The sequence below is a fragment of the Achromobacter sp. HNDS-1 genome, from assembly GCF_040084795.1.
GTDB classification, from domain to species: Bacteria; Pseudomonadota; Gammaproteobacteria; order Burkholderiales; family Burkholderiaceae_B; genus Achromobacter; species Achromobacter ruhlandii.
On record NZ_CP157584.1, the window covers coordinates 4,908,551 to 4,920,295 of the forward strand.

An 11,745-nucleotide genomic window follows, 5' to 3' on the forward strand; every position below is an offset into this window, starting at 1 on the left:
AGAAAGGGCTCGCGATCGCGAGCCCTTTTGCGTTGGCGGAGCGTGTCCTCAGAGCCGCTCCTGCATGATGCGGCGGTACCACTCATGGAAGTGCTGCATGCCGTCTTCCATGGGCGACTGGTAAGGACCGGTCTCGTTCACGCCGCGCAGCATCAGCGCCTTGCGGCCGGCGTCCATGCGCTCGGCGATCTCGTCGTCCTCGATCGCCGTTTCCATGTAGGCCGCGCGCTGCGCCTCGACGAACTCGCGCTCAAAGGCGGCGATTTCCTCGGGGTAGTAGAACTCGACCACGTTGACCGTTTCCTGCGGGCTCTTCGGGTACAACGTCGACAACACCAGCACGTGCGGATACAGCTCGATCATGTGGGTCGGAAAATACGTGACCCAGACGGCGCCGAAATCCGGCGCATCGCCGTCGCGGAACGACAGCAGGCGATCATGCCATTGCCTGTACACGTCCGAACCCGGCTGGGCCAGCGCGTTGTGCACGCCGACCTTCTGCAGGCTGTACCAGTCGTTGAACTCCCAGGTCAGGTCGTCGCAGGTGACGAAGCGGCCCAGGCCGGGGTGGAACGGGCCGACGTGGTAGTCCTCCAGATACACCTCGATGAAGGTCTTCCAGTTGTAGTTGCACTGGTGCACTTCGACGTGGTCCAGCACGTAATCGCCGAAGTCGAACTCCGGGCGCGCGAACAGCGGCGCCATGTCGGCGGCCGGGTCGCGCGGGCCTTCGAACAGCAGGCCGTGGCAATCACGCAGACGGAATTTCTGCAGGTTCATGCACGGCGTGGTGTCGAACTGCGGCGCGCCCAGCAGCTCGCCCCGGTTGTTGTAGGTCCAGCGGTGCAGCGGGCAGACGATGTTGCCGCCGGTGGCCTTGAGGCTGCCGTGCGAATTGCAATGGCCGGTGACGTCGCCGGCTTGGCCGCCCAGCATCAATGCCTGGCGGTGGCGGCAGACATTTGAGATGAGGTCAACGCCCTGCTGGTTGCGAACCAGCACGCGCCCTCCATTTTCCTGGGCCAAGGTGCGCCAATCCCCGACTTCGGGCACCAGCTTCTGGTGGCCGACGTACAGCGAGGATTGCTTGAAAATGAGTTCTTGCTCGCGGGCAAAGAGGGCTTCGTCAAAGTAAGCACTGACGGGTAGCTGGGTGCGAGCTGGCACAACATGTGCCATCCGACCGATGTCGGTCATGATTCCCTCCGCTCGGATGAATATTTCCCCCAACGCCGCGCCCACTGTGTACTACGTACCAGGTGGGCTGACTGCCCTCAAATGGGGGCCTCTTTCTGGGGCGGCCCGGCGTTAAAAAGCCAGGACGGCTTGAACATTGCCACGTCCCCGGCCGCTTTCGCGGTTTTGCAAACACGGTTTGCAAGGGGCGGTGGCCAAATCCGCAAATCCGTTCTGGCGCGAAGAAAAATCGGTGTCTGGCCGATCAAGTAAGCCGTCCATTGTACCCCAACCCTTTTCCCCACGCCCGTGAAGATCGGTGAAGCTTAGTGAAGATCCGGCCGTGTTGATTTGACCCCGCGCAAAACCCGAATAACCTTGTGCGGCGTAGGTTTTTCAGACCAGCTTGCGGGTGGCGGGATGGCGCCGCAACAGCCAACTGCTGGCGGCGGACAAGGCAAACACCGCCAGGGTCAGCAAAGGCACGACCCAGGCGTCGCGACCCGCGCCGCTGATGGCGCCGGCGCGGTGCGCCACATCCAGGAACACCGGATGGATCAGGTAGACCCCGAAGGTCAGCGGGGCCAGCGATGCCAGCCGCGGCAGCCGGGGCGACGAGACGATGCACTGGAACGCCGCCAGCGACATGAATGGCACGGTCAGGCTGAAGTAATCGTAGAAATAGGTGTCCAGCGTCCGGTTGCTGGACATGGTGTACACACCCAGGGCCGTGGCTGCCACGCTCGCGGCCAGCACCAGGGCCGGACGCGGCACACGTAGTTCGCCATCGAAGATCTGGCGGCCGGCCACGAAATAGCCCAGATAGGGCAGGAACCAGGTCAGGAAGAAACCCGGCTGCGCGCCGAGGGCGCGGCGATAGAGCGCATCGAGGATCGCCAGGCCCAGGATGCCCACCACCCACAGCGAACGCGAGCGCGGCGTGCTGCGCGCATACAGCAGCCGCACCAGCGGCGCGAACAGGTACAGCCCCACAATCATGTAGAGGTACCAGAGATGGTAGTAGGGCTCGCCCTGGGCGACCTTGCGCGGCCAGAAGGAAAAATCGACATGGCCGTCGTCCCACCAGTCCAGGCCGGTGCGCCAGGCCAGGTAGAACAGGCTCCAGAACACCAGCGGCGTCAGGATCCGCGCGGCCCGCTTGCTGTAGAAGCGGCGCGCGTCCTGCGGTCTGGCGGGGTCGAGCAGCAGGGCGCCGCTGACCATCACGAACACGGGCACGCACCAGCGCGCCGCCGAATCATAGATATTGGCGGCCAGCCAGGCGCCCTTGCCGAACGCCGCTGGTTCGCTGACGATCAGGGCGGCGCTATGCAGCAGCACCACCGCCGCGGCGGCGAGCCAGCGGGCGGCATCCAGTCGGGCGTAGCGGTCATCGGTCAATGGCATCGGACTCCCGGAGACGAGTGAAGCGGGGAGGGCGCGACGGCCCGTCCTCGCTTTTCACCTTAGCAGCCAATGCGGCGCCGGTACTGTATCCAGGGGTTAGGGGGCGCATGAAAAACCGACAGGCCCGGGCGGGCGCTGCCGGTCAAGGGCGCCGGGCGCGCCGGCTCGCGGACGATGCGGGTCCGTGAACCTTTTGTCACGAAACGGCGGCCGCCGTCATTGCAGGACGATATTGGCCTGTTTGATCAGTTGCGACACGATGGGCTGCTCGTTCTTGATCTGTTGCGCCAGTTCCGCCGGGCTGCCGGAACGCGGGTCGATGCCCATCTCCAGCATGCGTTTTTTCACGGCGTCGTCCTTGAGCGTATCGGCCAGGGCCGCCTGCAGCTTTTCCAGCGCCGGGGCCGGCGTGCCTTTCGGCGCGACAAAGCTGAACCAGGCCGTCATGTCGAAGCCTGCGTAGCCCTGCTCGGCCAGGGTCGGCAGTTTCGATTCGGTGGCCAGGCGGTTGGGGCTGGTGATGCCGAATACCTTGACCTTGCCGGCCTCGGCCTGCGGCATGCCGGTGGCGACCATGTCGAAGAACAGGTCCACGTCGCCGCTGATCAACGCCGGCAGGGCCTGGGTCGCGCCCTTGAACGGCACGTGCAGGATGTCGATGCCGGCGCGCTCCTTGAACAGTTCGCCCGCCAGGTGCGACGACGTGCCGGCGCCGAAAGTGGCGAAGGTCAGCTTGCCCGGATTCTGCTTGGCGAAGGCGACGACATCGGCGGTGCTGTTGAACGGACGCTTGGGGCTGGACAGCAGCACCAGCGGGCCCACGCCGACCATGCCGATCGGCGCGAAGCCGTCTGGGTCGTAGGGCAGTTCCTTATACAGATAGCGGTTGGTCACCAGGGTGGAGTTGGTGGCCATGAGTATGGTGTAGCCGTCCGGCGCCTCGCGCGAGACGAAGGCGGCGCCGATCGAGGTGCCGGCGCCCGCCTTGTTCTCGACAATCATGGGCTGGCCCAGCGTCTTGGCCATGCGCTCGGCCAGGACGCGGGTCAGCACGTCGGTGGCGCCGCCCGCCGGGAACGGCGAGATCACCTTGATCGGGCGGGACGGGTAAGTATCGGCCTGGGCGCCCAGCGCGGCGACGCTGAGCAGCAAACCCGCCAGGAATGTGTAGCGCTTGCGAATCATGTTTTCCCCTTGAAATCGCGTGCATGAGTGGTTGGCCGGGCCCGGCTCGGCCCGGCCGGTCCGCTTGGGGGCGGGACGGCGCAGGCTTGCCAGGTCTCCATGGATGCATTAAATTCCGTTAATTGGAATTTAGTTTTGTTATTCGGAATAAACTATAAAAACGAAGCGAATAGAAATGCAATCTTTTTCTGACCCCAAGCGCATCCCCCATCCCGCCGCCAAGCCCGATCAGAAGCTGGCGCTGAGCGCGCCCGCGCGTCGCAAGCGCGCCGGCGCCGTGGGCGAGGGCCCGGTGTCGCCGGACTTCATCACCGCGCTGGCGCGCGGCCTGGAAGTGCTGCGCTGCTTCCGGCCGGGCGTGGCGGCGCTGGGCAATTTGGACCTGGCGCGCCTGACCGGCCTGCCCAAGCCCACCATCAGCCGCATCACGTACACGCTGACCGAGCTGGGCTATCTGCGCTATCACCCGGACACCGGCAAGTACTCGCCCGGCTACGGCGTGCTGGCGCTGGGGTTCGGCCTGCTGGCCGGGCTGGAGGTGCGCGAGCTGGCCAAGGCCTCGATGACCGATCTGGCGCGCGAGACCGGGGGCGCGGTGGCGCTGGGCGCGTTCGATGGCGATGCGATGACCTACGTCGAGGCCATCCACGGTTCTTCCGCCCTGTACCTGCGCCTGCCGGTGGGCTACCGCGCCAGCCTCGACAGCGCCATGGGCCGCGCCTACCTCGCCAGCCTGCCAGCCGCCGCCTGCGCCGACGTGCTGGAACGGTTGGGGCCGGCCGCGCCGGCCGCGGCCGCGATCGAGCGCGCCCGCGCCGAATTGGTCGATACCGGCTGCTGCTTCGCCATCGGCGAATGGCAATCGGGCATCAACGCGGTCGCCGTGCCGTTCGCCTCCGTGACGGGCGAGGGCGTCTTCGTCATGAGTTGCGGCGGGCCGGAAGCGCTGTTGCCGGAATCCGCGCTGCGCGGCCAGGTGGCCCCGGCGCTGCGGGCCGCCATTGCGGGACTGGCGGGCGCCTCTGCCTGAGCGTGGCGGCGCATCGGGGCGCGGCCTTGGTATCTCGTACAATTCACGGATTGATCCACCCCTAGTGCCCCCGGAGGCCCGTTTGGCCAAACCTTCACAAGCCGATCCGCAGACCGACGACCGTCCCTTGCCCCAGGATTTCGAAACGGCCCTGGCCGAACTGGAATCGCTGGTCGCGGCCATGGAAGACGGTTCGCTGCCGCTGGAGCAGTCGCTGGCCGCCTATCGCCGCGGCGTGGCGTTGACGCGCGTCTGCCAGGAACGCTTGGCGCAGGCCGAACAGCAGGTCAAGGTCCTCGAAGGCGACTTGCTGCGCCCGCTGGACCCGGCGGCGCTGGATGACGAATAAGAATCGGATGAAGCAAATACAACTCGCTTTCCCGGAGTGGCTGCAGGGCCGCGTGCGACATGTCGAAGACGTGCTCGACGACCTCCTGCCGGCCGCCGACGCCGTGCCCGCCCGCCTGCATGAAGCCATGCGCTACGCCGTGCTCGGCGGCGGCAAGCGGGTACGGGCCGCGCTGGTCTACGCCGCCGGCCAGGCCTGCCCGGTCAGCGGCAGCGTGCTGGCTGTCGAGGCCTCGCTGGACCGCGCCGCGGCGGCGGTGGAACTGATCCACGCCTACTCGCTGGTGCATGACGACCTGCCCTGCATGGACGACGACGTCCTGCGCCGCGGCCGCCCCACCACCCACGTGCAATTCGACGAAGCCACCGCCATGCTGGCCGGCGACGCGCTGCAACCGCTCGCCTTCGAGCTGCTGGCCTCCATGCCGATTGCTCCGGCGCTGATCGTGCAGGCGACGCAGTCGCTGGCGCGCGCGGCGGGCAGCCAGGGCATGGCCGGCGGCCAGGCCATCGACCTGCTCAGCGTCGGCCACCGGCTCTCGCGCGACGAACTGCAGCAGATGCACAGCATGAAGACCGGCGCCATGCTGGCCTGCAGCGTGGCGCTGGGCGGCATCGTCGCCGGCGCCAGCTCGGCCTCGCGCCAGGCCCTGGACATCTACGCCCAGGCCATGGGCCTGGCGTTCCAGGTGGTGGACGACATCCTCGACGTGACCGCCGATTCCGCCAGCCTGGGCAAGACGCCGGGCAAGGACGCGGCCGAAAACAAGCCGACCTACGTTTCGCTGCTGGGCCTGGACGAAGCGCGCGCGTTCGCCGGCGAGCTGCGCGAAGCCGCGCTGGCTGCGCTCGAGCCACTGGGCGACGCCGGCAAGCGCCTGGCCGAACTGGCGGATTTCATCGTCCTCCGAGACCGCTGACCGTGACCCGTCCGGGCTGGCCGCAGGCCGGGCATACGAACCCCATACAAGCATGACGACTGAATTACTGGACCGCATCCAATCCCCGGCAGACCTCAAGCGCCTGGATCGTCGCGAGCTCAAGCGGCTGGCCGACGAGTTGCGCGGCTTCGTCCTGGAGTCGGTCTCCAAGACCGGCGGCCACCTGTCGTCGAACCTGGGCACGGTGGAACTGACGCTGGCGCTGCACCAGGTCTTCGATACGCCGCATGACCGCATCGTCTGGGACGTGGGCCACCAGTCCTATCCGCACAAGATCCTGACCGGACGCCGCGCCGGCATGGCCAAGCTGCGCCAGCTGGGCGGCATCTCGGGCTTTCCCAAGCGCAGCGAATCCGAATACGACGCCTTCGGCACCGCGCATTCGTCCACGTCGATCTCGGCCGCGCTGGGCATGGCGGTGGCTTCGCGCAACGCCGGCGTGCAGCGCCAGCACATCGCCGTGATCGGCGACGGCGCGATGTCCGCCGGCATGGCCTTCGAAGCCATGAACAACGCCGGCGTCACCGCCAACATCAACCTGCTGGTGATCCTGAACGACAACGACATGTCGATCTCGCCGCCGGTGGGGGCGCTGAACCGCTACCTGGCGCGCCTGATGTCGGGCCGCTTCTACGCCGCCGCCAAGAACGTCGGCCGCGCCGTGCTGCAGCACGTGCCGCCGGTGCTGGAACTGGCGCGCCGCTTCGAGGAACACGCCAAGGGCATGGTCACGCCGGCCACGCTGTTCGAGGAGTTCGGCTTCAACTACGTCGGCCCGATCGACGGCCACGACCTCGACGCGCTGGTGCCGACGCTGCAGAACCTGAAGGCGCTGCAAGGCTTGCAGTTCCTGCACGTGGTCACCAAGAAAGGGCAGGGCTACAAGCTGGCCGAGGCCGATCCGGTGCTGTACCACGGGCCGGGCAAGTTCGATCCCGCCGTCGGCATCCAGCAATCGAAGGCGCCGGGCAAGCGCACCTTCACCCAGGTGTTCAGCGACTGGCTGTGCGAGATGGGCGAGCAGGATTCGCGGCTGGTTGCCGTCACCCCGGCGATGCGAGAGGGTAGCGGTCTGGTCGAATTCGAGAAGCGCTTCCCGCAGCGCTACTTCGACGTCGGCATTGCCGAACAGCACGCCGTGACGTTCGCCGGCGGCATCGCCTGCGAGGGGCAGAAGCCGGTGCTGGCGATCTACTCGACCTTCCTGCAGCGCGGCTACGACCAGCTGATCCACGACGTGGCGCTGCAGAACCTGGACGTCACCTTCGCGCTCGACCGCGCCGGCATCGTCGGCGCCGACGGCGCGACCCACGCCGGCAACTACGACACCGCGTTCCTGCGCTGCGTGCCGAACATGGTGGTGGCTACCCCCTCGGACGAAAACGAAACCCGCCTGCTGCTGTCCACCTGTTATCAGTATCCCGGCCCGGCCTCGGTGCGCTATCCGCGCGGCGCGGGCTGCGGCGCGCCGGAAACGGCCGGCCTGGATACGGTCGAGCTGGGCCGCGGCGTGGTGCGGCGCGAAGGCCGCAAGATCGCCATCCTCGGCTTCGGCACGCTGCTGCAGCCGGCGCTGGCGGCGGCCGAAAAGCTGGACGCCACCGTGGCCGACATGCGCTTCGTCAAGCCGATCGACCGCGCGCTGATCCTGGATCTGGCCAGCCGCCACGACGCGCTGGTGACAATCGAGGACGCCGCCATCATGGGCGGCGCCGGCAGCGCGGTGCTGGAAGTGCTGGCCGCCGAAGGCATCGCGATTCCGGTACTGCAACTGGGCTTTCCCGACGAGTTCATCGACCACGGCGATCAGCTGGCGCTGCTGGCCGGGATCGGCCTGGACGCCGCTGGTATCGAGCAATCGATCCGGACGCGCTACGCCACACTGCTGGCCTGATTGCGCGCACCCACGGACCGGCCCGCCGGTTTGGTCCGTGTGGCGAAACAGTGTGTTCCGGCCCCGCCGGCCTACGAATGAAAGGGTTTTCCCTGGCGCTGGCGGGACTTTGGGCGATAATGGCCCCCTCCTAAAGATTCCTGGGTCTGCGTGTTTACGCCACGCTCGTCGCCCAGACTGGTAAGCCGAAATGAATTCTCCGATCGACCCCGCCATCGTGATGCCCGACGTCCAGAGCTCGACGGACACGCGGCACATCCCGATCCAGCGCGTGGGCATCCGTGGCGTGCGCCACCCCATGCTCATCGAGAACGCCGACGGTTCGCCCCAGGGCACCGTGGCCAACTGGACCCTGACGGTGGCGCTGCCCCCCGAAGAAAAGGGGACGCATATGTCCCGCTTCGTGGCGCTGCTGGAAAAGTACCGCAGCACCCCCATGACGCCGACGCTGTTCCGCGCCATGGCGGCCGACATGCTGCCGTTGCTGCACGCCGAGCGCGGCGACATCACCGCGGCCTTCCCGTACTTCATCAACAAGTCGGCGCCGATCTCCGGCGTGCAGAGCCTGCTGGACTACGAAGTGCAGTGGATCGCCCGCGCCCAGGGCGACCAGGTCGAGTTTGAACTGGTGGTGCAGGTGCCGGTGACCAGCCTGTGCCCGTGTTCCAAGGCCATCTCCGAATACGGCGCGCACAACCAGCGTTCGCACGTGACGGTCTCGGCCATCCTGGAGTCGGACATCAGCATGGATGGCGTCATCCGCCTGATCGAAGACGAAGGCTCGTGTGAGCTCTGGGGCCTGCTCAAGCGCCCCGACGAGAAGTACGTCACCGAACGCGCCTACGACAACCCCAAGTTCGTCGAAGACCTGGTGCGCGACGTGGCGGCCCGCCTGAACGCGCACCCCGGCATCGCCCGCTATCGCGTCGAGGCCGAGAACTTCGAATCGATCCACAACCACTCGGCCTACGCCGTGGTGGAAGGCTGAGTCCTCCGTGCGGCATCCGGCGGCCAGCGACTGGCCGCTCATTGCGCGACTGGCGGGATGGGAAGCGCGGCTGGCCGATCACCTGGCCGGCCGCGGTCGTTTGGGCCTCGCGCTCTATGAGTTCTTCCGTTTCGGCGTGAAGCAGGGTTGGGCCTGCCTGTTCGGCGGCCTGATGTGTGCGCTGCTGCTGGGCACGCACTGGTGGTATCCCAAGGACGCCTGGCTGGCGCGCTACGACTTCCTGACGCTGGCGGCGCTGGCGATCCAGGCCGCGCTGCTGGCCCTGCGCATGGAAACCTGGGACGAGGCCAAGGTCATCCTGATGTTCCATGTGGTCGGCACCGGCATGGAACTGTTCAAGACAGCGGCCGGCTCCTGGATCTACCCCGAGGCGAGCGTGCTGCGCATCGGCGGCGTGCCGCTCTTCACCGGCTTCATGTACGCCGCGGTCGGCAGCTACCTGGCGCGGGTCTGGCGCCTGTTCGACTTCCGCTTCCGTGCCCATCCGCCGCTGGCGGCGACCGTGGCGCTGTCGGTGCTGATCTACGTGAATTTCTTCACGCACCATTTCATTGTCGACTTCAGGCTGGCGCTGTTCGGCCTGACGGCGCTACTGTTCGCCCGCACCTGGGTCTATTTCCGCATCTGGCGCGACTACCGCCGCATGCCGTTGCTGCTGGGCTTCGTGCTGGTGGCGCTGTTCATCTGGTTCGCCGAGAACATCGGCACCTTCGCCAACGCCTGGCGCTATCCCAACCAGTCGCAAGGCTGGGAGCTGGTGTCGATCAACAAGCTGGGTTCGTGGTTCCTGCTCATGATCATCAGCTACGTGATGGTCAGCGTGGTCAGCCGGCCCCGCGAGATCGGTGTGGCCGATACGCCGCGCCCAGCGGGGGCGAATAACGCGTCCCCGATTTCCTGAGCGCCGCTGGCTTGCGCCCAGCAGCCCGATCGGCGATAATCGAGAGCTTTCTTGCTCGACCGCCCATGTTTTTTGGGCAGCGGGCTGCCCCTTGCAAGCCATACGCCTCGAAGAAAAAGACCAGTGATAGAGAAAGCACTGGAAAGCCGGAACTGACCGCGAACGCGATGCGCGCGCGAACTGATGACGGTGTCGGGCGAGCGGCAGGCAAGACATCCTCAAGGAGTTTTACTCATGCGTCACTACGAAGTGGTGTTTATCGTTCACCCCGACCAAAGCGAGCAAGTGCCCGCCATGGTCGAGCGTTACCAAGCGCTGGTCACGGGCCAAGGCGGCTCGGTGCACCGCCTGGAAGACTGGGGTCGCCGTCAACTGGCCTACCCGATCCAGAAGCTCGTCAAGGCTCACTACGTCTGCCTGAACATCGAGTGCGGCCAAGCCACGCTGGATGAGCTGGAACACTCGTTCCGCTACAACGACGCCGTGCTGCGCCACCTGGTCATCAAGACCAAGAAGGCCCAGACCGCTCCCTCGATCATGATGAAGTCGGTCGAGCGCGAAGAAGCCCGCAAGGCTTCGGCGGAAGCTGTCGCGGCTCAGGCCGAGTAAGCAGGGCTCAGGCAGAGCCCATCCCATGAAGTCCCCTTGGTGCCTGGCAGGATGAACAAGCTGGAACTCAGCGCCCGCGTTCTCGAATGCGAGCCTTTGCGCCACACTCCCGCCGGTCTGCCAGCCCTGGAAATGGTGCTGGCGCACGAATCCGAGGTCATCGAAGCCGGCCATCCGCGCCGTGTCGAACTGACGATCTCGGCCGTGGCACTGGGCGATCTGGCGTTGCTGTTGCAAGGAACGGCGCTGGGGTCCGAATTGCAGGTGCAGGGGTTTCTGGCCCCCGTGCGCAAGGACTCGGTGAAGTTCAAGCTGCATCTGCAGCAGGCGCGCAGGATCAGCGGCAGCGCAGGACGCGATCCGCTGGTGGCTTGACAGGGAAGGGCAACGGGCGCGCGAGCGCCTTCTGAATACGGATAGGTTACGGGGAGTCGGGCCCGATCAAGGCAGACCCGGTCCCCTCAAACATAGAGGCACATATCATGGCTTTCTTCGGAAAACGCAAGGAAAAACGCAAATTCACGCAGCAGAACCCGCTCTTCAAGCGTCGTAAGTTCTGCCGCTTCACCGCCGCCGGCGTCGAAGAGATCGACTACAAGGATCTGGACACCCTGCGCGACTTCGTGCAAGAAAACGGCAAGATCATCCCGGCTCGCCTGACCGGCACCAAGGCAATCTACCAGCGCCAGCTGGACACCGCCATCAAGCGCGCGCGCTTCCTGGCCCTGTTGCCTTACACCGACAACCACAACTAATCCGGGGCACTGAAATGCAAGTTATTCTGCTCGAAAAAGTCGTCAACCTGGGTAACCTCGGCGAAGTCGTCCGCGTGCGTGATGGCTACGCCCGCAACTTCCTGATCCCCCAGAAGAAGGCCCGTCGCGCAACCGACGCCGCCCTGAAGGAATTCGAAGCCCGCCGCGCCGAACTGGAAAAGATCCAGGCCGAGAAGCTGGCCGCCGCCCAGGCCCTGGGTGAGCGCGTCAACGGCTACCAGCTGAAGATCGTCCAGAAGGCTGGCGTCGACGGCCGTCTGTTCGGCTCGGTGACCAACGCCGACATCGCCGAAGGTCTGAAGAAGGCCGGTTTCGAAGGCATCGAAAAGGCCCAGGTGCGCATGCCCAATGGCCAGCTGAAGGCCATCGGCGAGTTCCCGATCCAGGTCGCCCTGCATGCTGACGTCGTCGTCGACGTCACGGTGCTGGTCGAAGGCGAACTGTCGTAAGCCTGACCCCGCGGTAGAAA

The 11,745-nt window shown here is 66.1% G+C and carries 13 protein-coding genes; 10 read left to right on the plus strand and 3 right to left on the minus strand.

Going from position 1 to position 11,745, the window contains the following annotated elements; all coding sequences use genetic code 11:
• Positions 1 to 48: 48 nt before the first annotated feature.
• From ABFG95_RS22635 to ABFG95_RS22645, 3 genes are all read right to left on the minus strand, one after another.
• On the minus strand, positions 49 to 1,197 hold the full coding sequence (locus ABFG95_RS22635; protein WP_175145927.1) for an aromatic ring-hydroxylating dioxygenase subunit alpha: 1,149 nt from the start codon (positions 1,195 to 1,197) through the stop codon (positions 49 to 51).
• Between the two features lie 375 nt (positions 1,198 to 1,572).
• Positions 1,573 to 2,583, minus strand: a complete 1,011-nt coding sequence (locus ABFG95_RS22640) for an acyltransferase family protein (protein ID WP_049072436.1) — start codon at positions 2,581 to 2,583, stop codon at positions 1,573 to 1,575.
• Positions 2,584 to 2,799: 216 nt separating this feature from the next.
• Positions 2,800 to 3,768 carry a tripartite tricarboxylate transporter substrate binding protein gene (locus tag ABFG95_RS22645; RefSeq protein WP_049072437.1) on the minus strand — a complete coding sequence of 323 codons (969 nt, stop codon included), beginning with the start codon at positions 3,766 to 3,768 and terminating at the stop codon, positions 2,800 to 2,802.
• 175 nt (positions 3,769 to 3,943) lie between these two features.
• Between ABFG95_RS22645 and ABFG95_RS22650 the strand changes: the two genes are divergently transcribed.
• From ABFG95_RS22650 to rplI, 10 genes are all read left to right on the plus strand, one after another.
• Positions 3,944 to 4,798 carry an IclR family transcriptional regulator gene (locus ABFG95_RS22650; RefSeq protein ID WP_049072438.1) on the plus strand — a complete coding sequence of 285 codons (855 nt, stop codon included), beginning with the start codon at positions 3,944 to 3,946 and terminating at the stop codon, positions 4,796 to 4,798.
• 82 nt (positions 4,799 to 4,880) lie between these two features.
• Positions 4,881 to 5,147 (plus strand): exodeoxyribonuclease VII small subunit, encoded by a 267-nt coding sequence (locus ABFG95_RS22655; RefSeq protein WP_049072439.1) that lies wholly within the window; start codon positions 4,881 to 4,883, stop codon positions 5,145 to 5,147.
• Between the two features lie 7 nt (positions 5,148 to 5,154).
• Positions 5,155 to 6,066 carry a polyprenyl synthetase family protein gene (locus tag ABFG95_RS22660; RefSeq protein ID WP_049072440.1) on the plus strand — a complete coding sequence of 304 codons (912 nt, stop codon included), beginning with the start codon at positions 5,155 to 5,157 and terminating at the stop codon, positions 6,064 to 6,066.
• A gap of 52 nt (positions 6,067 to 6,118) precedes the next feature.
• On the plus strand, positions 6,119 to 7,981 hold the full coding sequence (gene dxs, locus ABFG95_RS22665; protein ID WP_049072441.1) for a 1-deoxy-D-xylulose-5-phosphate synthase: 1,863 nt from the start codon (positions 6,119 to 6,121) through the stop codon (positions 7,979 to 7,981).
• A gap of 190 nt (positions 7,982 to 8,171) precedes the next feature.
• The gene (gene folE2, locus ABFG95_RS22670; RefSeq protein ID WP_006388366.1) at positions 8,172 to 8,969 is read left to right on the plus strand and encodes a GTP cyclohydrolase FolE2; all 798 of its coding nucleotides are present in this window, start codon (positions 8,172 to 8,174) and stop codon (positions 8,967 to 8,969) included.
• 7 nt (positions 8,970 to 8,976) lie between these two features.
• Entirely contained in the window at positions 8,977 to 9,891 is a 915-nt protein-coding gene (locus tag ABFG95_RS22675) for a DUF817 domain-containing protein (RefSeq protein ID WP_100507353.1), read from the plus strand.
• 234 nt (positions 9,892 to 10,125) lie between these two features.
• Positions 10,126 to 10,500 (plus strand): 30S ribosomal protein S6, encoded by a 375-nt coding sequence (rpsF, locus tag ABFG95_RS22680; RefSeq protein ID WP_020924524.1) that lies wholly within the window; start codon positions 10,126 to 10,128, stop codon positions 10,498 to 10,500.
• Positions 10,501 to 10,551: 51 nt separating this feature from the next.
• Positions 10,552 to 10,875 carry a primosomal replication protein N gene (priB, locus tag ABFG95_RS22685; RefSeq protein WP_006388369.1) on the plus strand — a complete coding sequence of 108 codons (324 nt, stop codon included), beginning with the start codon at positions 10,552 to 10,554 and terminating at the stop codon, positions 10,873 to 10,875.
• Positions 10,876 to 10,982: 107 nt separating this feature from the next.
• Positions 10,983 to 11,255: a 30S ribosomal protein S18 gene (gene rpsR, locus ABFG95_RS22690; protein WP_006218308.1), complete on the plus strand. Its 273-nt coding sequence runs from the start codon at positions 10,983 to 10,985 to the stop codon at positions 11,253 to 11,255.
• A 14-nt stretch (positions 11,256 to 11,269) separates the two neighbouring features.
• Positions 11,270 to 11,725 (plus strand): 50S ribosomal protein L9, encoded by a 456-nt coding sequence (gene rplI, locus ABFG95_RS22695; RefSeq protein WP_020924523.1) that lies wholly within the window; start codon positions 11,270 to 11,272, stop codon positions 11,723 to 11,725.
• The last annotated feature ends 20 nt before the right edge of the window (positions 11,726 to 11,745 follow it).

Excerpts from the sequence above, each read along its gene's own strand:
- ABFG95_RS22635 (WP_175145927.1), bottom strand. The coding sequence starts at position 1,197 with ATGACCGACATCGGTCGGATGGCACATGTTGTGCCAGCTCGCACCCAG.
- ABFG95_RS22640 (WP_049072436.1), bottom strand. The coding sequence starts at position 2,583 with ATGCCATTGACCGATGACCGCTACGCCCGACTGGATGCCGCCCGCTGG.
- ABFG95_RS22645 (WP_049072437.1), bottom strand. The coding sequence starts at position 3,768 with ATGATTCGCAAGCGCTACACATTCCTGGCGGGTTTGCTGCTCAGCGTC.
- ABFG95_RS22650 (WP_049072438.1), top strand. The coding sequence starts at position 3,944 with ATGCAATCTTTTTCTGACCCCAAGCGCATCCCCCATCCCGCCGCCAAG.
- ABFG95_RS22660 (WP_049072440.1), top strand. The coding sequence starts at position 5,155 with ATGAAGCAAATACAACTCGCTTTCCCGGAGTGGCTGCAGGGCCGCGTG.
- dxs (WP_049072441.1), top strand. The coding sequence starts at position 6,119 with ATGACGACTGAATTACTGGACCGCATCCAATCCCCGGCAGACCTCAAG.
- folE2 (WP_006388366.1), top strand. The coding sequence starts at position 8,172 with ATGAATTCTCCGATCGACCCCGCCATCGTGATGCCCGACGTCCAGAGC.
- rpsF (WP_020924524.1), top strand. The coding sequence starts at position 10,126 with ATGCGTCACTACGAAGTGGTGTTTATCGTTCACCCCGACCAAAGCGAG.
- priB (WP_006388369.1), top strand. The coding sequence starts at position 10,552 with ATGAACAAGCTGGAACTCAGCGCCCGCGTTCTCGAATGCGAGCCTTTG.
- rpsR (WP_006218308.1), top strand. The coding sequence starts at position 10,983 with ATGGCTTTCTTCGGAAAACGCAAGGAAAAACGCAAATTCACGCAGCAG.
- rplI (WP_020924523.1), top strand. The coding sequence starts at position 11,270 with ATGCAAGTTATTCTGCTCGAAAAAGTCGTCAACCTGGGTAACCTCGGC.